Source organism: Pseudomonas sp. H1h, from assembly GCF_000633255.1.
Lineage (GTDB): Bacteria > Pseudomonadota > Gammaproteobacteria > Pseudomonadales > Pseudomonadaceae > Aquipseudomonas.
Genome location: NZ_AYMJ01000026.1, coordinates 20,751 through 42,134, shown reverse-complemented (window position 1 = coordinate 42,134; position 21,384 = coordinate 20,751). Strand labels below are relative to the sequence as shown.

At 59.9% G+C, this 21,384-nt stretch carries 21 protein-coding genes; 13 read left to right on the top strand and 8 right to left on the bottom strand.

Annotation, left to right across the window (positions count from 1 at the left end; translation table 11 throughout):
* Window positions 1-125: 125 nt before the first annotated feature.
* The 5 genes from def (at window position 126) to U862_RS0121305 (ending at window position 4,816) form a co-directional block, all read left to right on the top strand.
* On the top strand, window positions 126-632 hold the full coding sequence (gene def / locus U862_RS0121325; RefSeq protein WP_025112268.1) for a peptide deformylase: 507 nt from the start codon (window positions 126-128) through the stop codon (window positions 630-632).
* A gap of 57 nt (window positions 633-689) precedes the next feature.
* Window positions 690-1,649: a methionyl-tRNA formyltransferase gene (gene fmt, locus U862_RS0121320; RefSeq protein WP_025112267.1), complete on the top strand. Its 960-nt coding sequence runs from the start codon at window positions 690-692 to the stop codon at window positions 1,647-1,649.
* Window positions 1,646-2,956, top strand: coding sequence for a 16S rRNA (cytosine(967)-C(5))-methyltransferase RsmB (gene rsmB, locus U862_RS0121315; protein WP_025112266.1), 1,311 nt, complete (start codon window positions 1,646-1,648; stop codon window positions 2,954-2,956). Before fmt ends, rsmB begins: the two co-directional genes overlap by 4 nt.
* A 22-nt stretch (window positions 2,957-2,978) precedes the next feature.
* A complete protein-coding gene (gene trkA / locus U862_RS0121310) occupies window positions 2,979-4,355 on the top strand; it encodes a Trk system potassium transporter TrkA (protein WP_003220233.1) in 1,377 nt (458 codons plus the stop codon).
* 146 nt (window positions 4,356-4,501) lie between these two features.
* On the top strand, window positions 4,502-4,816 hold the full coding sequence (locus tag U862_RS0121305) for a tetratricopeptide repeat protein (RefSeq protein ID WP_025112265.1): 315 nt from the start codon (window positions 4,502-4,504) through the stop codon (window positions 4,814-4,816).
* Window positions 4,817-4,831: 15 nt separating this feature from the next.
* On the opposite strand, the gene U862_RS0121300 is transcribed toward U862_RS0121305, so the two are convergent.
* The 3 genes from U862_RS0121300 to tag all read right to left on the bottom strand — a co-directional run bounded on the left by U862_RS0121300 (window position 4,832) and on the right by tag (window position 6,640).
* The gene (locus tag U862_RS0121300) at window positions 4,832-5,071 is read right to left on the bottom strand and encodes a PilZ domain-containing protein (RefSeq protein ID WP_025112264.1); all 240 of its coding nucleotides are present in this window, start codon (window positions 5,069-5,071) and stop codon (window positions 4,832-4,834) included.
* A gap of 83 nt (window positions 5,072-5,154) precedes the next feature.
* Window positions 5,155-6,042, bottom strand: coding sequence for a lysophospholipid acyltransferase (locus U862_RS0121295; protein WP_025112263.1), 888 nt, complete (start codon window positions 6,040-6,042; stop codon window positions 5,155-5,157).
* Window positions 6,043-6,082: 40 nt separating this feature from the next.
* Window positions 6,083-6,640 (bottom strand): DNA-3-methyladenine glycosylase I, encoded by a 558-nt coding sequence (gene tag, locus U862_RS0121290; RefSeq protein ID WP_025112262.1) that lies wholly within the window; start codon window positions 6,638-6,640, stop codon window positions 6,083-6,085.
* A gap of 81 nt (window positions 6,641-6,721) precedes the next feature.
* On the opposite strand from tag, the gene glyQ reads away from it, so the two are divergent.
* The 4 genes from glyQ (at window position 6,722) to U862_RS0121270 (ending at window position 11,133) form a co-directional block, all read left to right on the top strand.
* Entirely contained in the window at window positions 6,722-7,675 is a 954-nt protein-coding gene (gene glyQ / locus U862_RS0121285) for a glycine--tRNA ligase subunit alpha (protein WP_025112261.1), read from the top strand.
* On the top strand, window positions 7,672-9,726 hold the full coding sequence (gene glyS / locus U862_RS0121280; protein ID WP_025112260.1) for a glycine--tRNA ligase subunit beta: 2,055 nt from the start codon (window positions 7,672-7,674) through the stop codon (window positions 9,724-9,726). Before glyQ ends, glyS begins: the two co-directional genes overlap by 4 nt.
* Window positions 9,727-9,730: 4 nt before the next feature.
* Window positions 9,731-10,270: a D-glycero-beta-D-manno-heptose 1,7-bisphosphate 7-phosphatase gene (gene gmhB, locus U862_RS0121275; RefSeq protein ID WP_177327360.1), complete on the top strand. Its 540-nt coding sequence runs from the start codon at window positions 9,731-9,733 to the stop codon at window positions 10,268-10,270.
* An 83-nt stretch (window positions 10,271-10,353) separates the two neighbouring features.
* Window positions 10,354-11,133 carry a 1-acyl-sn-glycerol-3-phosphate acyltransferase gene (locus tag U862_RS0121270; protein WP_025112258.1) on the top strand — a complete coding sequence of 260 codons (780 nt, stop codon included), beginning with the start codon at window positions 10,354-10,356 and terminating at the stop codon, window positions 11,131-11,133.
* A gap of 168 nt (window positions 11,134-11,301) precedes the next feature.
* Here the strand turns inward: U862_RS0121270 and U862_RS0121265 are convergent, their stop codons facing one another.
* Window positions 11,302-12,834, bottom strand: a complete 1,533-nt coding sequence (locus tag U862_RS0121265) for a HAMP domain-containing sensor histidine kinase (RefSeq protein WP_025112257.1) — start codon at window positions 12,832-12,834, stop codon at window positions 11,302-11,304.
* A gap of 168 nt (window positions 12,835-13,002) precedes the next feature.
* On the opposite strand from U862_RS0121265, the gene U862_RS0121260 reads away from it, so the two are divergent.
* Window positions 13,003-13,722 carry a response regulator transcription factor gene (locus tag U862_RS0121260; RefSeq protein WP_025112256.1) on the top strand — a complete coding sequence of 240 codons (720 nt, stop codon included), beginning with the start codon at window positions 13,003-13,005 and terminating at the stop codon, window positions 13,720-13,722.
* Window positions 13,723-13,819: 97 nt separating this feature from the next.
* On the opposite strand, the gene gyrB is transcribed toward U862_RS0121260, so the two are convergent.
* From gyrB to dnaA, 4 genes are read right to left on the bottom strand one after another with little or no spacing between them, the layout of a single operon-like run.
* On the bottom strand, window positions 13,820-16,237 hold the full coding sequence (gyrB, locus tag U862_RS0121255) for a DNA topoisomerase (ATP-hydrolyzing) subunit B (protein ID WP_007960764.1): 2,418 nt from the start codon (window positions 16,235-16,237) through the stop codon (window positions 13,820-13,822).
* Between the two features lie 5 nt (window positions 16,238-16,242).
* Complete coding sequence (gene recF / locus U862_RS0121250; protein WP_025112255.1) at window positions 16,243-17,346, bottom strand: DNA replication/repair protein RecF; 1,104 nt, start codon at window positions 17,344-17,346, stop codon at window positions 16,243-16,245.
* 14 nt (window positions 17,347-17,360) lie between these two features.
* Window positions 17,361-18,464 (bottom strand): DNA polymerase III subunit beta, encoded by a 1,104-nt coding sequence (dnaN, locus tag U862_RS0121245; protein WP_025112254.1) that lies wholly within the window; start codon window positions 18,462-18,464, stop codon window positions 17,361-17,363.
* A gap of 39 nt (window positions 18,465-18,503) precedes the next feature.
* Window positions 18,504-20,027, bottom strand: a complete 1,524-nt coding sequence (gene dnaA, locus U862_RS0121240; protein WP_025112253.1) for a chromosomal replication initiator protein DnaA — start codon at window positions 20,025-20,027, stop codon at window positions 18,504-18,506.
* Window positions 20,028-20,593: 566 nt separating this feature from the next.
* Between dnaA and rpmH the strand changes: the two genes are divergently transcribed.
* From rpmH to yidD, 3 genes are read left to right on the top strand one after another with little or no spacing between them, the layout of a single operon-like run.
* Window positions 20,594-20,728: a 50S ribosomal protein L34 gene (rpmH, locus tag U862_RS29775; protein WP_003213577.1), complete on the top strand. Its 135-nt coding sequence runs from the start codon at window positions 20,594-20,596 to the stop codon at window positions 20,726-20,728.
* A 16-nt stretch (window positions 20,729-20,744) separates the two neighbouring features.
* A complete protein-coding gene (rnpA, locus tag U862_RS29770) occupies window positions 20,745-21,146 on the top strand; it encodes a ribonuclease P protein component (protein ID WP_011336726.1) in 402 nt (133 codons plus the stop codon).
* Entirely contained in the window at window positions 21,139-21,384 is a 246-nt protein-coding gene (gene yidD, locus U862_RS29765; protein WP_010565858.1) for a membrane protein insertion efficiency factor YidD, read from the top strand. Before rnpA ends, yidD begins: the two co-directional genes overlap by 8 nt.

Here is a 21,384-nt window from a genome sequence, read left to right as displayed (position 1 = left end):
ACCGTCAGAGCCCCCGTGGCTCGCTACTGCAAACTGCATTAGCTACGCTTCACAACGGTAGCCTGCATCTTCGGACCTGCCAGGCCATCGACCCGACTTTACTCAATACGTGCAGCAATCAGCCTATGGCCATTTTAAACATCCTCGAATTCCCGGACCCGCGTCTGCGTACTATCGCCAAGCCTGTGGCTGTAGTGGACGACGAAGTGCGTCAGTTGGTCGATGACATGTTTGAAACAATGTATGAAGCGCCGGGCATCGGCCTCGCCGCGACCCAGGTCAACGTGCACCAACGTATCGTCGTGATGGACCTTTCCGAAGACCGCACCGAACCCCGGGTGTTCATCAACCCCGAGTTCGAATCGCTGACCGAAGAAATGGACCAGTATCAGGAAGGCTGCCTCTCGGTGCCGGGCTTCTACGAAAACGTCGACCGCCCGCAGAAGGTCAGGATCAAGGCGCTGGACCGCGACGGCCAACCTTACGAACTGATCGCCGAAGGCCTGCTCGCCGTGTGCATCCAGCACGAATGCGACCACCTCAACGGCAAGTTGTTCGTCGACTACCTGTCCACGCTCAAACGCGACCGGATCAAGAAGAAACTGGAAAAGCTCCATCGCCAGAACGCTTGATGCCCCTCTTCAAAGGCTTGCTGCGGCAAGCCTTTTTCTTTTTATGAGACTCCTTTCATGACTGAGCCACTGCGCATCGTTTTTGCCGGCACTCCGGAATTCGCCGCCGAACACCTCAAGGCCCTGCTGAACAGCCCTTACGAGATCGTTGCGGTCTACACCCAACCGGACCGTCCGGCCGGTCGTGGGCAAAAACTGATGCCGAGCCCGGTCAAACAACTCGCGCTGGAAAATAATATCCAGGTGTTGCAGCCGCCGACTTTGCGCAACGCCGACGCCCAGTCCGAGCTGGCCGCACTGCAGCCGGATTTGCTGGTGGTGGTTGCCTATGGCCTGATCCTGCCGCAAGCGGTGCTGGATATTCCACGCCTGGGCTGCATCAACAGCCACGCCTCCCTGCTGCCACGCTGGCGCGGTGCGGCGCCGATCCAGCGCGCCGTGGAACACGGTGATGCCGAAAGCGGCGTGACCGTGATGCGCATGGAAGCGGGCCTGGATACCGGGCCGATGCTGCTCAAGGTCGTGACCCCGATCAGCACCGACGACACCGGCGGCAGCCTGCACGACCGCCTCGCCGAAATGGGTCCGCCCGCCGTGGTCCAGGCGATTGCCGGCCTGGCTGCCGGGACCCTGGAAGGCGAAGTGCAGAACGACGAGCTCGCCACTTACGCGCACAAACTGAACAAGGACGAGGCACGCATCGACTGGAGCCGTCCGGCGGTCGAGCTGGAGCGACTGGTGCGCGCCTTCAACCCATGGCCAATCACCCACAGCACCCTCAACGGTGAAGCGCTGAAAGTACTGGCCGCGACACTTGCCGAAGGCAGCGGCGCGCCGGGCACTATCCTCAGCGCCAGCAAGGATGGCTTGATCGTCGCGTGCGGCGAACATGCGCTGTGCCTGACCCGCCTGCAATTGCCCGGCGGCAAGGCGCTGAACTTCAGCGACCTGTTCAACAGCCGTCGTGAGAAATTCGCCGTCGGTACCGTGCTCGGCGCCGTGGTGGATGCGCAATGAACCCGCGTCTGGCCGCCGCCAAGGCACTCGCCGCCGTTCTCAGCGGCAAGGCTTCGCTGAACAGTTCGCTGCCGACACAACTGGACAAGGTCGAGGATCGCGATCGCGGTTTCACCCAGGATCTGGCGTTCGGCACCGCGCGCTGGCAGCCACGGCTGTCGGCACTGGCCGAAAAGCTCCTGCAAAAGCCGTTCAAGGCCGCGGACGCTGACGTCGAAGCGCTGCTGCTGGTCGGTCTCTACCAATTGCTTTACACCCGCGTACCGCCTCACGCCGCCATCGGCGAAACCGTCGGTTGCGCCGACAAGCTGAAAAAGCCGTGGGCCAAAGGCCTGCTCAATGCCGTGCTGCGCAATGCCCAGCGCGAAAGCGAAACGATTTTCGCCGAGCTGGAACGTGATCCAGTGGTGCGCACCGCTCACCCGCGCTGGCTGCAAAAATCCCTGAAAGCCTTCTGGCCTGAGCAGTGGGAAGCCATTTGCGCGGCGAACAACGCGCACCCGCCGATGATCCTGCGGGTCAACCGCCGCCATCACAGCCGCGATGCCTATCTCGGTCTGCTGACTGAGGCGGGTATCGCTGCGACGCCATGCGTTTACAGCCGCGACGGCATCGTTCTCGACGCCGCCGCCGACGTGCGCAGCCTGCCGGGCTTCGCCGAAGGCTGGATCAGCGTGCAGGATGAGGCCGCGCAACTGGCCGCCGATCTGCTCGATCTGGCCCCGGGCCAGCGCGTGCTCGACGCCTGTTGCGCCCCGGGCGGCAAGACCTGCCACATCCTCGAAGCCGAACCGGCACTGGCCGGCGTGGTCGCGGTGGATCTGGAAGCCAAGCGTCTGGTGCGAGTCAAAGAGAACCTCGAACGGCTCGGCTTGAGCGCCGAACTGATCGCCGCCGATGGTCGCGATACCGAAAAATGGTGGGACGGCAAGCCGTTCCAGCGCATCCTGCTCGACGCGCCGTGCTCGGCCACCGGGGTGATCCGTCGTCACCCGGACATCAAGCTGACCCGTCAGCCGGACGACATCGTTGCCTTGGCGCAACTGCAAGGCGAACTGCTCGACGCCCTGTGGAAAACGCTCGAGGTGGGCGGCATTCTGCTTTACGCCACCTGCTCCACCTTGCCGACCGAGAACACCGAAGTCATCGCCGCGTTCCTTGAGCGCACGCCGGGGGCCCGTGAACTGGATCTGTCGACCACGGCCGGAATCAAACAGCCCCATGGTCGCCAATTGCTGGCCCAGCAGGGCGGGCATGACGGGTTCTACTACGCCAAGCTGATCAAGATCGCTGCCGCGCGCGGCTAAATGGATTCAACGGAGTGACTGGATGAAAATCATCATCCTCGGTGCGGGGCAGGTCGGCGGTTCGCTGGCTGAACACCTGGCGAGCGAAGCCAACGACATCACTGTGGTCGACACCGACGGCGAGCGCCTGCGCGATCTCGGCGACCGTCTCGACATCCGCACCATTCAGGGCCGTGGCTCGCTGCCGTCGGTGCTGCGCCAGGCCGGCGCCGATGATGCCGACATGCTGGTGGCGGTGACCAACAGCGACGAGACCAACATGGTCGCCTGCCAGGTCGCCCACACCCTGTTCCACACCCCGACCAAAATCGCCCGGGTGCGCGAAGCGTCCTATCTCAATCGCGAGGAACAGCTGTTCCAGAACGAAGCGATTCCGGTCGACGTGCTGATCAGCCCCGAGCAGGTGGTGACCAATTACATCAAGCGCCTGATCCAGCATCCCGGCGCCTTGCAGGTAATCGACTTCGCCGAAGGCCAGGCGCAACTGGTGGCGGTGCGCGCCTATTACGGCGGGCCGCTGGTGGGTCAGCAACTGCGCCAGTTGCGCGAGCACATGCCGAATGTCGAAACCCGCGTGGCTGCGATCTTCCGCCGAGACCGGCCGATCCTGCCGCAAGGTGACACGGTGATCGAGGCCGACGACGAAGTCTTCTTCATCGCCGCCCGTGAGAACATTCGCGCGGTGATGAGCGAAATGCGCCGTCTCGACGAAACCTACAAGCGCATCGTCATCGCCGGTGGCGGGCAGATCGGCGAGCGTCTGGCCGAGGCCATCGAAAGCCGCTATCAGGTGAAGATCATCGAGATGAACCCGGCGCGCTGCCGCTATCTCTCCGACACCCTCGACAGCACCGTGGTGCTGCAGGGCAGCGCGTCGGACCGCGACCTGCTGCTGGAAGAGAACATTGCCGACGCCGACATCTTCCTTGCGCTGACCAACGATGACGAAGCCAACATCATGTCGTCGCTGCTGGCCAAACGGCTGGGGGCGAAGAAAGTGATGACGATCATCAACAACCCGGCCTACGTCGACCTGATTCAGGGCGGCGACATCGACATCGCCATCAGCCCGCAACTGGCAACCATCGGCACGTTGCTGGCTCACGTACGGCGGGGCGATATCGTCAGCGTGCACTCACTGCGCCGCGGTGCAGCAGAGGCCATCGAGGCGATTGCCCACGGGGATGCGAAATCGAGCAAGGTCATCGGCCGGCCCATCGAGAAAATCGGCCTGCCGCCGGGCAGCACGATTGGCGCGATCATCCGCAACGAAGAAGTGATCATCGCCCACGACGATACCGTGATCGAAACGGGCGACCATGTGATTCTGTTCCTTGTGGATAAAAAGCATATTCGCGATGTGGAGAAGCTGTTTCATGTGGGCCTCAGCTTCTTCTGAGGTTTGCGGTGACAGCACTGGCCTCTTCGCGAGCAAGCCCGCTCCCACATTTGGAATGCGTTTCCCCTGTGGGAGCGAGCCTGCTCGCGAAGGCGGTCTCAATAACCCCCATCAACACCTGACACACCCAAGAAAGGAATCCCCCCATGCTCGAATCCCTGGAAAAAATGCTCGCCAAGGGTGTGGATAACTCATTGCTGCGCTTTGGTCTGGGCAAGGGTTACCTGGATCTGGGCGAAAACGCCAAGGCTGCCGAGCATTTCCAGCGCTGCGTGGGCTTCGACCCAAAGTATTCGGCTGCCTGGAAACTCCTCGGCAAGGCGCATCTGGCGCTGGGCGATCACGCCGCGGCACGTCAGGCATGGGAACAGGGTCTGGAAGCCGCCCGCGCCCACGGCGACAAGCAGGCCGAAAAAGAAATGACGGTGTTTCTGAAGAAGCTCGATCGTCAGGCGCAATAAGTCAGCGGGCGTCGCTCACAAATAGCGCAGGCCGATGCCTTCGGCGTCCACCGTCACCACTTCCATTCGCACCCGCGGCGCCCCTGTGGGCAAATCCTGCACCTGGCCATAAACCACCGCGCCCTTGGGCAATGACGCCAGGCGCGGGTGCTGGACATACACCCCGGTGGGCGACAGATTGCGCGTCTGGCCCAGGCATTCGCCAAAGCTGTCGTGGGTGATTTTGATTCGAAACGATTTGCGCTGTTCGGACATCTTCTTGCGCCCTTGAGTGAACGGTTGTGGATAACCTCGGCAGTGAGGTTATCCACAGATCATGCCAATCTCGTCAATCCAGCTCAGTACCAGCGCGCTTCGCCCGGCGGGCGCTTCTTGAAGCGCTTCATGCTCCACATGTACTGGCTCGGATACGCCGCCACATAACGCTCGACCACTTTACTCATGGCCGCGCAGGACTCAGTGGTATCGGTGCTGTACATGGCCTCTGGCGCCGCCTCGAGGATTACTTTGTAGCCGGAACCGTCCGGCAGGCGCAGGGCATGCAGGAACACGCCGACCGCTTTGCCACCGGCGAGCATGTTCGGCACGAATTTGCTGGTCAGTGCCTGCGTGGCGAAGAACGGCACGAAGATTCCGGCGGATTCGGCCGGTTCCGGGTCAGCGGGGATACCCACTGCACCACCTTTGCGCACTTCCTTGATCACGCTGAGGATGCCTTCCTTGGTCGAGGCGGCGACCTTGTTGCCCAACTGCACGCGCTGTTTGCGCAGCAATTCGTCCACAGCCTTGAGCTTCGGTGGACGGTAGAAAATGATTGGTTTGCACTGGCTGCAATAGAAGTGGTTGAGCACTTCCCAGTTGCCCAGGTGGCTGGTGATGCCGACCACGCCTTTGCCCGAGGCCAATGCGTCCTTGAGGATGTCGAGGCCTTCGACTTCACGTACCAGATCGATCGAGCGCTGGGCCGGCCAGATCCATGCACAGGCGCTTTCGGTCAGCGATTTGCCGATGTCTTTCAGGCTCTGGCCGACCAGACGCTCACGCTCGGCCGGGTCCATCTGTGGAAAACATTTGGCGAGGTTGATCCGCACCACGTCGCGGGAGCGGTTGGGGGTTTTCCACATGATCCAGCCGATCGTCGAACCCACGGCCTGCACGGCCCGCCATGGCAGCAGGGCAAACAGCCGCAGAGCGCCTACCAGCAAGGCGCCTTTAAACTTTTCCACAGGTCACTCCTGATCTTGTGCTGTGCGCGAGGCGGCCATTCTAACCGCCGTTTACCAGCTGCGCGTAGCGGTCGCAGTCCCGGGTGTGATCCATGACCATGCCCGAGGCTTGCATCAGCGCGTAGCAAATGGTCGGGCCGACGAACGTGAACCCGGCCTTTTTCAGGGCTTTGCTCATCGCCAGCGCTTCGGGGGTGATCGCCGGGACTTCGCTGCGATCCTTGAAATGATTGATGATCGGCTGGTTGCCGACGAACGACCAGAGGAACGCCACCGGGTCTTCCAGCGCCAGCCAGGCCTGAGCATTGCGCCGGGCGGCATTGAGTTTGAGGCGATTGCGGATGATCCCCGGATCGAGCATCAATTCGGCTATTTCGGCGTCGCTCATCTGTGCCACGCGCTGCACGTCAAAGCCGAACAACACCTCACGATAACGCTCGCGTTTGCGCAGCACGGTGATCCAGGAAAGCCCGGCCTGGAACCCTTCGAGCAAAAGCAACTCGAACAAACCCTGCGCATCGCGTAGCGGCGTGCCCCACTCCTGATCGTGATAAGCCATGTACAGCGGATCTTCGGTACACCAAAAGCAGCGTGGCATAAGGCTCCAGGGGGTGGAGGTGCGACTGAATCGGGTATACTCCCGCTCTTTAAATCGCAGCCCAAGAAACAGGTGAATTTCGTGAGCCAGCCTACGCCAGCCGTGCGTACCTTCCAAGACTTGATCCTCGCGCTCCAGCAATACTGGGCCGAGCAAGGTTGTGTGGTACTTCAGCCCTACGATATGGAAGTAGGCGCCGGCACTTTCCACACCGCGACATTCCTGCGTGCCATCGGCCCGGAAACCTGGAACGCCGCTTACGTGCAGCCAAGCCGCCGTCCGACTGACGGCCGCTACGGTGAAAACCCGAACCGTCTGCAGCACTACTATCAGTTCCAGGTCGTCCTGAAGCCGAACCCGGACAACTTCCAGGAACTGTACCTGGGCTCCCTCAAGCACGTCGGCCTGGACCCGCTGGTCCACGACATCCGCTTCGTCGAAGACAACTGGGAATCGCCGACCCTCGGCGCCTGGGGTCTGGGCTGGGAAGTCTGGCTGAACGGTATGGAAGTGACCCAGTTCACTTACTTCCAGCAGGCTGGCGGCATCGAGTGCTACCCGGTAACCGGCGAGATCACTTACGGTCTCGAGCGTCTGGCCATGTACCTGCAAGGCGTGGACTCGGTCTACGACCTGGTCTGGGCTGACGGCCCGATGGGCAAAGTCACCTACGGCGACGTGTTCCACCAGAACGAAGTGGAGCAGTCGACCTACAACTTCGAACACGCCAACGTCGACAAACTGTTCGAACTGTTCGACTTCTATGAAAGCGAAGCCAAGCGCCTGATCGAACTCGACCAGCCGCTGCCGTTGCCGAGCTACGAAATGGTCCTGAAGGCTTCGCACACCTTCAACCTGCTGGATGCGCGCCGGGCAATCTCGGTGACCGCTCGTCAGCAATACATTCTGCGCGTACGCACCCTGGCGCGTTCCGTTGCGCAAGCCTACCTGCTGGCACGCGCCAAGCTGGGCTTCCCGATGGCGACCCCGGACCTGCGTGACGAAGTACTGGCCAAGCTGGAGGCAGCACAATGAGTGCGCAAGATTTTCTGGTTGAACTGGGCACCGAAGAACTGCCACCCAAAGCCCTGAACACCCTGGCTGAGGCGTTTCTCGCCGGTATCGACAAGGGCCTGCAAGCCGCCGGCCTGAACTACGAAAGCAAAACCGTCTACGCCGCGCCGCGTCGTCTGGCCGTGCTGATTACCGCGCTGGCGACCCAGCAGCCGGATCGCAGCATCAACCTCGACGGCCCGCCGCGTCAGGCTGCGTTCGATGCCGAAGGCAATCCGACCCAAGCGGCACTGGGTTTTGCCAAGAAGTGCGGCGTCGAGCTGAGCGAAATCGACCAGAGCGGTCCGAAACTGCGCTACAGCCAGAGCATCGCCGGCAAGCCGACCGCAAGTCTGCTGCCGACCATCGTCGAAGATTCGCTGAACGACCTGCCGATCCCGAAACGCATGCGTTGGGGTGCGCGCAAGGAAGAGTTCGTGCGTCCGACCCAGTGGCTGGTGATGTTGCTCGGTGACCAGGTCATCGACTGCACCATCCTTGCGCAGAAGGCTGGCCGTGACTCCCGTGGTCACCGCTTCCACCACCCGCAAAACGTGCGCATCGGTTCGCCGTCCAGCTACCTCGCTGACCTGCGTGCCGCTTATGTCCTGGCCGACGCCAATGAGCGTCGCGAGATCATCAGCAAGCGCACCGAAGAACTGGCAACCCGTCAGGAAGGCACCGCCATCGTGCCGCCGGCGCTGCTCGACGAAGTGACCGCGCTGGTCGAATGGCCGGTGCCGCTGGTGTGCTCGTTCGAGGAACGTTTCCTCGACGTGCCGCAGGAAGCACTGATCACCACCATGCAGGACAACCAGAAGTACTTCTGCCTGCTGGACGCCGACGGCAAGTTGCTGCCACGGTTCATCACCGTAGCCAACATCGAAAGCAAAGACCCGCAGCAGATCATCGACGGTAACGAAAAGGTGGTTCGCCCACGTCTGACCGACGCCGAGTTCTTCTTCAAGCAAGACAAGAAGCAGAAGCTCGAAGCGTTCAACGATCGCCTGCAGAACGTGGTGTTCCAGGAAAAGCTCGGCAGCGTCTACGACAAGGCCGAGCGCGTTTCGAAACTGGCGGCCTACATCGCCGCACGTATCGGCGGCAATGCTTCGTGGGCTGCCCGTGCAGGCCTGCTGTCCAAGTGCGACCTGGCGACCGAAATGGTCGGCGAGTTCCCGGAGATGCAAGGTGTCGCCGGTTACTACTACGCCCTCAATGATGGCGAGCCAGAAGACGTCGCGCTGGCGCTGAACGAGCAGTACATGCCGCGTGGTGCCGGTGCTGAACTGCCAGCGACCCTGACCGGTGCCGCTGTCGCGATCGCCGACAAGCTCGACACCCTGGTCGGCATCTTCGGTATCGGCATGCTGCCAACCGGCAGCAAGGACCCGTATGCCCTGCGTCGCGCGGCACTCGGTGTGCTGCGTATCCTGATCGAGAAGAAACTCGACCTCGATCTGAACGATGCTGTGGCTTTCGCCGTGGCCGCGTTCGGTACCAAGGTCAAGGCTGCCGGCCTGAATGATGCAGTGCTGGAATTCATCTTCGACCGTCTGCGTGCGCGTTACGAAGACGAAGGCGTGGATGTCGCGACCTACCTGTCGGTACGTGCCCTGAAGCCAGGTTCGGCGCTGGACTTCGACCAGCGTGTGCAAGCGGTTCAGGCCTTCCGCAAACTGCCGGAAGCGGCGGCACTGGCGGCGGTCAACAAGCGTGTGTCGAACCTGCTGAGCAAGGTGGAGGGCTCCGTGCCGACCGACGTTCAGGCCAAATACTTCGACAACGCCAACGAGTTCTCGCTGTACTCGGCGATCCAGCAAGCGGATCAGGCTGTACAGCCAATGGCCGCGGCGCGTCAGTACAACGAATCGCTGGCGCGCCTGGCTGCCTTGCGTGAGCCGGTGGACGCGTTCTTTGACGCAGTGATGGTCAATGCCGAAGACGCCAATGTACGGGCCAACCGCTACGCGCTGCTGGCGCGCCTGCGTGGCCTGTTCCTGGGTGTTGCCGACATTTCGCTGCTGGGTTGAGGGATTGCTGTTGAAACTGCTGATTCTCGATCGGGACGGAGTGATCAATTACGACTCCGACGCTTACATCAAGTCGGTGGAGGAGTGGATTCCGCTGCCCGGCTCGATCGAGGCGATTGCGCAGTTGAGCAAGGCCGGCTGGACGGTGGCGGTCGCCACCAACCAGTCGGGTATTGCTCGCGGCTACTACGACCTCGCCACCCTCGACGCCATGCACGCGCGCTTGCGCGAACTGGTAGCGGAGCAGGGCGGTGAAGTCGGGCTGATCGTTTACTGCCCGCATGGCCCGGACGAAGGTTGCGATTGCCGCAAGCCGAAACCGGGAATGTTGAAAACCATCGCCGGGCATTACAACGTGGCGCTTGCGAATGTCTGGTTCGTCGGCGACAGCCTTGGTGACCTGGAAGCGGCCAAAGCCGTCGATTCACAGCCAGTTTTGGTAAAGACCGGAAAAGGCGAAAAGACTCAGGGCAAAACCCTGCCGGTTGGCACTCTGATTTTTGACGATCTGGCGGCGATTGCCGCAGAACTTATCCACAACTAGAGTACTTCTGAAGTTCCTGACCAGGGATTGATCGGGAGTGCGCTTGAACAGCCGGGGATTGCCCCGTAACGGTAAACGTCACTATGTCGATACTGCGGGCCATCAGAATCCTTCTCTTTTACCTGCTGCTGGGCACCACCTCGCTGCTGTGGTGCAGTTTGAGTTTTTTTATCGCGCCCTTTTTGCCATTCAAGGCGCGTTATCGTTTCATCAACGTGTACTGGTGCCGTTGTGCCTTGTGGTTGACCAAGGTGTTTCTCGGTATCCGTTACGAAATCAAAGGCGCAGAAAATGTGCCGGATCGGCACTGTGTGATTCAGTCGAACCACCAGAGTACTTGGGAGACATTCTTTCTCTCCGCTTATTTCTCGCCCTTGAGCCAGGTGCTCAAGCGTGAATTGCTTTACGTGCCGTTTTTCGGCTGGGCGATGGCCATGCTGCGGCCGATCGCGATCGACCGCGACAACCCGAAAGCCGCGCTCAAGCAAGTGGCAGCCAAAGGCGATGAGCTGCTCAAGGACAACGTTTGGGTACTGATCTTCCCTGAAGGCACCCGCGTTCCCTACGGCACCATTGGCAAGTTCTCCCGCAGTGGCAGCGCATTGGCTGTGAATGCGGCGCTTCCGGTACTGCCGATTGCACACAATGCCGGCAAGTTCTGGCCGAAAATCGGCTGGGGCAAGAAGCAGGGCGTGATTACCGTGGTCATCGGTGAGCCGATGTACGCCGAGGGCACTGGCCCACGTGCCATCGCCGATCTGAACGACCGGGTCCAGGCCTGGAACGAGCAGGCTCAGCGCGAAATGGGTTCCCTGCCACCGGCCCCCCAGACACCGGCGGCAAATGATCAGATGGCTGTCTGAGATTTTGTGGATAACCTGTGTACGGTTTTGTTGAAAAAGCCTGAATATTGAAAGTAAATTATTGATTTACTTATATATTTCTCAAGCTCATAAAACACCGTAAAACGTGCATAAGTTTTTTTCGGAAGTAAAAAAACCGGCTGATATAGCCGGTTTTTTTGTGCCTGCTCACTCTGCAATCAGCGGTAACTGCAGCCGGAACGTTGTGCCCTGATCGATGACGCTGTGACATTCGATGCTGCCACCATGATGATCGACCACCGCCTTGACCATCGATAGCCCCAGGCCAACGCCATCAATGCCCTGCGCCGATGAAAAACGTCGGTATTGAGTGAACAGATCCGGCAGTTCTTCGGCGGCAATGCCTTTGCCCTGATCGGTCAGTTCACAACGCAGCCAGTCGCCCTGACAACTGGCGCTCAACTGAACCGTGGTGCCTGCCGGGCTGTACTTGATCGCGTTTTCCAGCAGATTGAACAAGGCGCGGGTCAGCAGCCCTTGGTCGGCCTGAATCAGTCGCTCCTGAGAGGGCTCATCCATCACGTGCAGCAGTTTGATGTTTTTCTGCTGGGCGATGGGCAGGGCCTGATCCAACACGTCCAGCACCAGCATCGCAAACAGGCTGGGCTGGAACTGGTAAGCCTCGGATTCCGCCCGCGCCAGCAATACGAAACCGTCGGTCAATTCCAGCGCGCGACGTACCTGGCGCTCGATCTGCTCGAACAACGGTGAATCCGCACCGGCCTGATGGCGATGCACATCGAGCAGGGCAAGGATCGCCGAATGTGGAGCACGCAGATCGTGGGAGAGAAAACGCAGCAATACACCGCGCTGTTCTTCAGCCGCGCGTTCGGCACTCAGGTCGGTGAGGCTCAGTAGCCAGCCGATGGGCGTGTCACCGTCCACCGGCAGCAATGCCGCACGCTCCAGGCGCAGGCTGCGTTCCTTGTAATCACGAAACTCCAGCAGCGCCAGCGCGGACAATGCCGGGTGGGGCGCTGTGGACAACTCCGGATAACCGAGACGGGCCAGTTGCTCCAGCACGTCGTCACCCACCAACGGGTGATCGAACAACACGCGGGCCTTGCGGTTGCCCAGCAGGATCTGCCCCTTGGGATCGCTGATCAGCGTCGCTACCGGCAGGTACTCCAGACCGTCGGCGATGAAACGCCGGGTATCGCGGGTGCGGCTCATGGCTTGTTCCAGGGCCATGATCTGCCCCTGCAACTGGTCAGCGCTGGTGAATTGCGCGCGGCGACGTTCCGGGAAGACTTTCGGCTCGCGGTCCAGCCGCGCCAATTCCCAGCCAAAGTACGTCAGCACCACACTCAGGCGTCGCCAGTTCCAGATCAGATAGCCGAACAACATGCCGAGCGCCGCCGGGGTCGGTGACCACCAGTGCCGGACTTGCGCCAGCCCGGCGCTGCTCAGCAACACGCACGCCACCCCGCCCAGCGTCACCCAGATCGCCCAGCGCGGGCGCCACAGCAGCAAACCGAGGACACACGCCACCAGACCCACCGAGAGCAGCGCGCTCCAGCCCGGGACCGCGTCGTGCAGATTGATCTGGGCGCGATACGACAACAGCGCAGTCAGCGGCAACAGCACTAGACTTATCCACAACCACTCACGCACCAGCCGCCGAAACAGGCGCTGGACCTGACTCGGCTCGCGACTTTCACGGCGACGCGGGCTATTCATGGCAAACGGGGCGGGGGGCAGTGAATGGTTTCATGGGTCACAGGTCTGAAGACGTAGATCCGAAGAATCATAGCGGACGTCGACCGACGGCGGACGGCTTACTTTCACTGCACAGGCCAGGCCGTTAAGGTTGTCGGCCACTGCCCAAGCAACAAGGAACCCACGCGTATGCGCGTTGCGATACTGGACGATGAACCTGCCGAACTGCGAAGGGTCGAGCAAACCCTGCAGCAAATGGCGGTCGCGGGCGACCAGCCATGGTCACTGCACAGCTTTGAGCGGGGAGAGGACCTGTTGCGCCAACTGCGCCGGGACACTTTCGACCTGCTGATTCTCGACTGGCAACTGCCCGACCTGACCGGCCTGGCGCTGCTACGCTGGACCCGCGAACACATGGAGTCGCCGCCCGCCGCGATCATGCTGACCAGCCGTGACGGCGAAAGCGATATCGTCCAGGCCCTGAACGCCGGTGCCGACGATTACGTCAGCAAACCGTTCCGCCCCAACGAACTCAAAGCCCGAGTCGCTGCCGTACTGCGCCGGCACAGCCAGCAACGCAGTACCGCCTCCGAAGTGCTGAGCTTCAATGACCTGACCTTTGACGACGCCGAACTGACCGTCACCCGCGACCACAAACCCATCGTCATGACCGAACGCGAATATCGCCTCGCGCGCTGCCTGTTCAGCAATCTGGGCCGGCCGTTGTCACGCGAGTATCTTTACGAGCGGTTCTGGCCCCATGAAGAGGTGGTCTCGTCGCGACCGCTGGACACGCACATCTACCGTCTGCGCAACAAACTGGGGCTGACGGCGGATCGGGGTTGGCAACTGTTGACGATTTATGGGTATGGGTATCGGTTGGAAAGTGTGGCGGCAGCGTCCGAGTAAACACGCAAGCCGCCAAGACGACGTCGTTGTTTGTGCTCGCCCAAAAAAAAAGGCCAACGCTAATGCGTTGGCCTTTTTTCGGGGGCGTCGACGGGGATCAGAAATCCAGGTTGGACACCGCCAGAGCGTTGCTCTCGATGAAGTCACGGCGAGGTTCGACCGCATCACCCATCAGGGTGTTGAAGATCTGGTCTGCGCCAATGGCGTCTTCGATGGTGACTTTCAGCATGCGACGCACACTTGGGTCCATCGTGGTTTCCCACAGCTGATCCGGGTTCATTTCGCCCAGACCTTTGTATCGCTGGATGGTGTGACGCTTGGTGCTTTCAGCCATCAGCCAGTCCAAAGCTTCCTTGAACTCGGTGACCGCTTTCTTGCGCTCGCCACGCTGGATGTACGCGCCTTCGTCGAGCAGGGTGCTCAGTTGAGCGCCAAGGGTGACGACAGTCTTGTAGTCGTTGCTGCCGAAGAAGTCGCGGTTGAAGGTGACGTAGTTCGACAGGCCGTGGGAGATCAGTTCGACCTCTGGCAGCCAAACGCCACGCTCACGGTCCTCACGCAGGCTGGCCTTGTAGACCAGGCCCGACTTCTCGACGGTGCGCAGACGGACTTCGTACTGGGCCAGCCAGTCCTGCATCTTGGCATGGTCGCCGAGCATTTCCAGGCTGACAGCCGGTAGGTAAATGAAGTGCTCGGTCAGCTCCTGCGGGTACAGGCGCGACAGACGCTTGAGGGTCTTCATCACCATGCGGAAGTCATTTACCAGACGCTCCAGGGCTTCACCGGAAATACCTGGGGCCTCTTCGTTCAGGTGCAGGCTCGCATCTTCCAGGGCCGACTGCGTCATGTACTCTTCCATGGCGTCGTCGTCTTTGATGTATTGCTCTTGCTTGCCTTTCTTGACCTTGTACAGCGGCGGCTGAGCGATGTAGATGTAGCCGCGCTCGATCAGCTCCGGCAACTGACGGAAGAAGAAGGTCAGCAGCAGGGTGCGGATGTGCGAACCGTCGACGTCAGCATCGGTCATGATGATGATGTTGTGATAACGCAGCTTGTCGATGTTGTACTCTTCGCGACCGATGCCGCAGCCCAGCGCGGTGATCAGCGTGCCCACTTCCTGGGACGAGATCATCTTGTCGAAACGTGCCTTCTCGACGTTGAGGATCTTGCCCTTCAACGGCAGGATCGCCTGGGTCTTGCGGTTACGTCCCTGCTTGGCAGAGCCGCCCGCGGAGTCACCTTCCACGAGGTACAGTTCAGACAGTGCCGGGTCTTTTTCCTGGCAGTCAGCGAGCTTGCCCGGCAGACCGGCGATGTCCAGCGCGCCTTTGCGGCGGGTCATCTCACGGGCTTTACGCGCCGCTTCACGGGCACGCGCAGCGTCGATCATCTTGCCGACAACCAGCTTCGCTTCGTTCGGGTTTTCCAGCAGGAAGTCGGAGAAGTACTTGCCCATTTCCTGTTCGACCGCTGTCTTCACTTCGGAAGACACCAGCTTGTCTTTGGTCTGCGAGCTGAACTTCGGATCCGGTACTTTCACCGATATGATTGCGGTCAGGCCTTCACGGGCATCGTCACCGGTGGTGGCGACTTTGTGCTTCTTCGCCAGACCTTCCTGCTCGATGTAGTTGTTCAGGTTACGCGTCAGGGCCGAACGGAAGCCCACCAGGTGGGTGCCGCCGTCGCGCTGCGGAATGTTGTTGGTGAAGCACAACAGGTTCTCGTTGAAGCTGTCGTTCCACTGCAGAGCGATTTCCACGCCGATGCCGTCTTCACGCTGGATGTTGAAGTGGAACACCTGGTTGACCGCAGTCTTGTTGGTGTTCAGGTATTCAACGAACGCACGCAGGCCGCCTTCGTACTTGAACAGTTCTTCCTTGCCGCTGCGCTCGTCCTTGAGGACGATGCCGACACCGGAGTTGAGGAAGGACAGTTCACGAATGCGCTTGGCCAGGATGTCCCAGCTGAAGTGAATGTTCTTGAAGGTTTCGCTGGAAGCCTTGAAGTGGATCTGGGTACCAGTGGTTTCGCTGTCGCCAACGATGGCCATCGGAGCCTGAGGTACGCCGTGGACGTAGGTCTGTTCCCAGATCTTGCCGCTGCGGCGAACGGTCAGTACCAGCTCTTCGGACAGTGCGTTCACTACCGACACACCTACACCATGCAGGCCGCCGGATACCTTGTAGGAGTTGTCGTCGAACTTACCGCCAGCGTGGAGGACGGTCATGATGACCTCGGCGGCGGAAACGCCTTCCTCTTTGTGCACGTCTACCGGGATGCCACGGCCGTTGTCTTTAACGGTGATGGACTCATCCGGGTGAATAATGATGCTGATGTCGTCGCAGTGGCCGGCGAGGGCTTCGTCGATCGAGTTGTCGACCACTTCGAACACCATGTGGTGCAGACCGCTGCCATCGTCGGTGTCACCAATGTACATACCGGGACGTTTGCGTACGGCATCCAGGCCTTTCAGCACTTTAATGCTCGTTGAGTCGTACGTATTTTCTTCGCTCAATGCCTTCACTCCCGATGGTCGTGGGTCTGGGTGATACGGCCCTGTTCCACGTGGAACAGAGCGACTGGCGTTTCCGTCTGCCAGCCTTCCCTCAATAATTCGTGATCTACACAGGTGATGAACACCTGGCAGCGTAAGTCTTCCAGCAAACGGCACAGCGCGCGACGGTGGCTCTCGTCCAGCTCGGACGGCAAGTCATCCACCAGATAAATACACTGACCGCGACGGGCCTGGCTCACCAGATGCCCTTGGGCAATACGCAGCGCACAGACCACCAGCTTCTGCTGACCCCGGGACAAGATGTCCGCGGCGTTGTGTGCGCCCAATCTAAGACGCAAATCAGCCCGTTGTGGCCCAGCCTGGGTATGACCCATTTGCTGATCCCGTTGCACGGAGCCAGCCAGTACGGCGCTCAATTCCCGCTCTTTGTCCCAGCCTCGGTAATAGCTGAGCGTCAAACCTTCGAGCTCAACCAGTTCGCTCAAGGTTTGTTCAAAGACTGGTTTCAAGGCTTTGATGTAAGCGCGGCGGTATTCATCGATTTCAGCGCTGGCCTGGCACAGTTCCCTGTCCCAAACCGCTTGCGAAACGGCGTCAAGTGTACCATGCCGCAGCCAGGAGTTTCTCTGGCGCAAGGCCTTCTGCAAACGCTGCCAGGTCGCCATGAACCGTGGTTCGACGTGGAAAACGCCCCAGTCGAGGAACTGCCGGCGAATCTTCGGCGCACCTTCAAGCAGGCGGAAGCTGTCGGGGTTGATCAACTGCAGCGGCAGGATTTCCGCCAGCTGCGCGGCGCTGCGGGCGTTCTGTCCGTCGATGCGGATCTGGAACTCGCCCTGACGGTCGCGAGATATCCCCAACGCACTGTGCCCACCCTCGGCCAACTCGACCTGACCGAACACGGTGCAGGCGAGTTGTTCGTACTGGATGACCGGCAACAGCCGCGTGCTACGAAACGAACGGGCAAGCCCCAGTAGATGAATGGCTTCCAGAACACTGGTTTTGCCGCTGCCGTTGGCGCCGTAAAGAATGTTGATGCGGGGGGAGGGGGAGAAGGTCACCGGGTGCAGATTGCGCACCGCGGTGACCGAAACACGACTTAAGGACATCCAGGGTCAGCTGATTACAGACGCATCGGCATGACAACGTAAGCCGAGTCGTCATTGTCGGACTCTTGCACCAGCGCACTGCTGTTAGAGTCGGACAGGATCAGGCGAACCTGCTCGGTGGTCATCACGCCCAGTACGTCGAGCAAGTAGCTCACGTTGAAGCCGATTTCCAGCGAACCGCCGTTGTATTCAACGCCTACTTCTTCTTCCGCTTCTTCCTGCTCCGGGTTGTTGGCCTGGATCTTCAACTGCCCGCTGGCCAGTTGCAGACGGATACCACGGTACTTCTCGTTGGACAGAATCGCGGTACGGCTGAACGCTTCACGCAGTGCCTGACGGTCACCGAGCACCAGTTTGTCACCACCTTTTGGCAGAACGCGCTCGTAATCCGGGAATTTGCCGTCGACCAGCTTCGAGGTGAAGGTGAACTCACCGGTGGTGGCGCGGATGTGGTGCTGACCGAGGACGATGCTGACGTTGCCTTCCGGCTCGGTGAGCAGACGTGCCAGTTCAAGGATACCTTTACGCGGCACGATCACCTGATGGCGATCAGGCTGGCCGATATCGGCTTTCATCGAGCACATGGCCAGACGGTGACCGTCGGTGGCCACAGCACGGATGATGCCTTCGGAAACTTCCAGCAACATGCCGTTGAGGTAATAACGCACGTCCTGCTGGGCCATGGCGAAGCTGGTGCGTTCGATCAGGCGACGCAGTTTGCTCTGCTCCAGGCTGCAGGTCAGCGAACCCGGGCCTTCTTCCACCGTCGGGAAATCATTGGCTGGCAGGGTCGACAGGGTGAAGCGGCTACGCCCGGCCTTCACCACCAGCTTCTGCTCGTCGACCTTGATGTCGATCAGCGCGTCGTTGGGCAGGCTCTTGCAGATGTCCATCAGCTTGCGCGCGGGCACGGTGATGGAACCTGTTTCGGCCGGCTCTTCAAGTTGCACGCGACCCACCAGCTCGACTTCCAGGTCGGTACCGGTCAGCGACAGTTGCTGGCCATCGACGACCAACAGCACGTTGGAGAGTACCGGCAAGGTCTGTCGGCGCTCGACGACGCCTGCGACCAGTTGCAGGGGTTTCAACAGGGCTTCGCGTTGAATGGTGAAATGCATGGTCTAGTCCCTTGCCTTAATAAGCTGCGCTGGTGTTCATCAAGTGGTCAGTGTACGCAGCAGGTTCTTGTAGTCCTCGCGGATGTCCGCGTCGGATTCCTTAAGTTCGTTGATCTTGCGGCAGGCGTGCAACACCGTCGTGTGATCGCGCCCGCCAAACACATCGCCGATTTCCGGCAGGCTGTGGTTGGTCAGCTCTTTGGACAAGGCCATGGCCACCTGACGGGGACGAGCCACCGAGCGCGAACGGCGCTTGGACAGCAGGTCGGAGATCTTGATCTTGTAGTACTCGGCGACTGTGCGCTGAATGTTATCCACAGAGACCAGTTTGTCTTGCAACGCCAACAAGTCTTTCAGGGATTCGCGAATCAGCTCGATGGTGATGTCGCGGCCCATGAAGTGCGAGTGGGCGATCACGCGTTTCAGCGCGCCTTCCAGCTCACGGACGTTGGAGCGAATTCGCTGGGCAATGAAGAACGCCGCATCGTGTGGCAACTCGACTTTGGCCTGGTCGGCCTTCTTCATCAAGATCGCCACGCGGGTTTCCAGTTCCGGAGGCTCGACGGCTACGGTCAGGCCCCAGCCGAAGCGGGATTTGAGGCGCTCTTCAAGGCCTTCGATTTCTTTCGGGTAGCGGTCACTGGTGAGAATGACCTGCTGGCCACCTTCAAGCAGGGCGTTGAAGGTGTGGAAAAATTCTTCCTGCGAGCGCTCCTTGCGGGCGAAGAACTGGATATCGTCGATCAGCAAAGCATCCACCGAACGGTAGAAGCGTTTGAACTCGTTGATCGCATTCAGTTGCAGCGCCTTGACCATGTCAGCCACGAAGCGCTCGGAATGCAGGTAGACGACCTTGGCATTCGGGTTCTTCTTTAACAGGTGGTTACCCACAGCATGCATCAAGTGGGTTTTACCCAGGCCGACGCCACCATAAAGGAACAGCGGGTTGTAACCGTGCTTGGGATTATCCGCCACCTGCCAGGCCGCCGCACGGGCGAGCTGGTTGGACTTGCCTTCAACGAAGTTTTCGAAGGTGAAGGTGCGGTTCAGGTAACTGGTGTGCTTGAGCGCGCCTTCAACCTGAACAGTGCGCTGTTCGGCGCGAACCGGGGCCTGTTGCGAGGCCGCACCGGCCATCGGATCAAAGCTGTCGCGGGACGGCTCTTCACTGACTTCCTCGGCTTTGTGCGTCGAGCGCTTGCTGGGGGCAGCCGTCGGGGCTGGTGCCGGAGCACTGGCTGGCGCGGCATTGGTTTGAGCCTGAGACGCTTGCGCAGCAGCCAACGGTGCATTCGGCGCGGCACGCGGTGCCGAACTGCGTTTGCTGCCTATTAATAAGGAAAGCGCAGGCGCCATGCCGTTGCCGTGCTCATCCAGCAGTTCAAGGACGCGACCCAGGTACTTTTCGTTGACCCAGTCCAGCACAAAACGGTTCGGTGCGTAGACGCGCAACTCGTCGCCTTCGGCTTCGACCTGTAGTGGACGGATCCAGGTGTTGAATTGTTGGGCAGGCAGCTCCTCGCGCAAAAGCTCCACGCACTGCTGCCAAAGTTCCACTGACACGGATATCCCCTAAGTTGAAAGCCGGTGAGGCAAAAACAAGCGGCCATTGTAGCGGCGAGCGGCCCACTTATCCACATGCAGGTTGTGTGGTGGTCATGATTAATCAATGCGTTAACCGGTAAAAAGGCGACCAACGGTGTGTGAATAAGCTCTGTGGATAACCGCCTCTGAGGGCACTGGACAACTGGGGGTAGAACTCGGTGGATAACCAGCTTGTGGATAACTACCGTTTCCACACACAGGTTATCCGACAGTGCAGCACAGGCTGGACACGGTTTTCCACTGTAGTTGTCATTCTCTGTACATCAAGCGGAATAAGGGCTCAAACCAGTTATCCACAGAAGATGGCCGCCCTAGCTTTTACAAGCTTTACAGAAAAGCTTTAAATAATTCCCTTCTTTATTTTTATATCTGGCAAACAGGATTTCGGTTCTGGAAGCTCCAGAGATCTATTTATAAGGAAACGCTGGTTGGAAATTGACCTGAAGGCTTGCTTTCTCTAGAATCCCCGGTCTCTTAAAACGGGGGCCATTCCGGCCCGTTGTGGACGAACCAGGTAACACGACATGAAACGTACTTTCCAACCAAGCACTATCAAACGCGCTCGTACCCACGGTTTCCGTGCTCGCATGGCTACCAAGAACGGTCGCGCTGTCCTGTCGCGTCGTCGCGCCAAAGGTCGTGCGCGTCTGGCAGTTTGATAATCCGGTACTGGAGGTGAGTCAGGACTTCAGTCGGGAAAAGCGTCTGCTTACCCCCCGGCATTTCAAGGCAGTCTTTGACTCCCCTACCGGCAAGGTTCCGGGGAAAAATCTCCTGCTCCTTGCGCGCAACAACGACCTTGATCACCCCCGTCTCGGGCTGGTTATCGGGAAAAAGAGCGTAAAGCTCTCCGTCGAGCGCAATCGTCTCAAACGTCTTATGCGCGAGTCGTTTCGCCTGCACCAGGATTCACTGGTCGGCTGGGACATCGTTATCGTCGCGCGCAAAGGTTTGGGCGATGTAGAAAACCCCGAATTGATTCAGCATTTCGGCAAACTCTGGAAACGCCTGGCCCGTAACAAGCCAGTTCCAGCAGTCAAAACCGAAACTGTAGGGGTAGACAGTCCAGATGCGTAAACTGGCCCTCGTTCCGATCCAGTTTTATCGCTATGCCATTAGTCCCCTGATGGCTGACCACTGTCGTTTCTACCCCAGTTGTTCCTGCTACGCGTTAGAAGCCATCGAAAATCATGGCCTTCTGCGCGGTGGCTGGCTGACCTTTCGTCGTTTAGGTCGCTGTCATCCGTGGAATCCCGGTGGTTATGACCCGGTTCCACCTATCCCTACCTCCCGTTCTTCTTCGATGGCCGAGTAA

Excerpts from the sequence above, each read along its gene's own strand:
- U862_RS0121305 (WP_025112265.1), top strand. The coding sequence starts at position 4,502 with ATGCTCGAATCCCTGGAAAAAATGCTCGCCAAGGGTGTGGATAACTCA.
- U862_RS0121300 (WP_025112264.1), bottom strand. The coding sequence starts at position 5,071 with ATGTCCGAACAGCGCAAATCGTTTCGAATCAAAATCACCCACGACAGC.
- U862_RS0121270 (WP_025112258.1), top strand. The coding sequence starts at position 10,354 with ATGTCGATACTGCGGGCCATCAGAATCCTTCTCTTTTACCTGCTGCTG.
- trkA (WP_003220233.1), top strand. The coding sequence starts at position 2,979 with ATGAAAATCATCATCCTCGGTGCGGGGCAGGTCGGCGGTTCGCTGGCT.
- yidD (WP_010565858.1), top strand. The coding sequence starts at position 21,139 with ATGCGTAAACTGGCCCTCGTTCCGATCCAGTTTTATCGCTATGCCATT.
- U862_RS0121260 (WP_025112256.1), top strand. The coding sequence starts at position 13,003 with ATGCGCGTTGCGATACTGGACGATGAACCTGCCGAACTGCGAAGGGTC.
- recF (WP_025112255.1), bottom strand. The coding sequence starts at position 17,346 with ATGTCCTTAAGTCGTGTTTCGGTCACCGCGGTGCGCAATCTGCACCCG.
- def (WP_025112268.1), top strand. The coding sequence starts at position 126 with ATGGCCATTTTAAACATCCTCGAATTCCCGGACCCGCGTCTGCGTACT.
- rpmH (WP_003213577.1), top strand. The coding sequence starts at position 20,594 with ATGAAACGTACTTTCCAACCAAGCACTATCAAACGCGCTCGTACCCAC.
- glyS (WP_025112260.1), top strand. The coding sequence starts at position 7,672 with ATGAGTGCGCAAGATTTTCTGGTTGAACTGGGCACCGAAGAACTGCCA.
- U862_RS0121265 (WP_025112257.1), bottom strand. The coding sequence starts at position 12,834 with ATGAATAGCCCGCGTCGCCGTGAAAGTCGCGAGCCGAGTCAGGTCCAG.
- fmt (WP_025112267.1), top strand. The coding sequence starts at position 690 with ATGACTGAGCCACTGCGCATCGTTTTTGCCGGCACTCCGGAATTCGCC.
- tag (WP_025112262.1), bottom strand. The coding sequence starts at position 6,640 with ATGCCACGCTGCTTTTGGTGTACCGAAGATCCGCTGTACATGGCTTAT.
- dnaN (WP_025112254.1), bottom strand. The coding sequence starts at position 18,464 with ATGCATTTCACCATTCAACGCGAAGCCCTGTTGAAACCCCTGCAACTG.
- rsmB (WP_025112266.1), top strand. The coding sequence starts at position 1,646 with ATGAACCCGCGTCTGGCCGCCGCCAAGGCACTCGCCGCCGTTCTCAGC.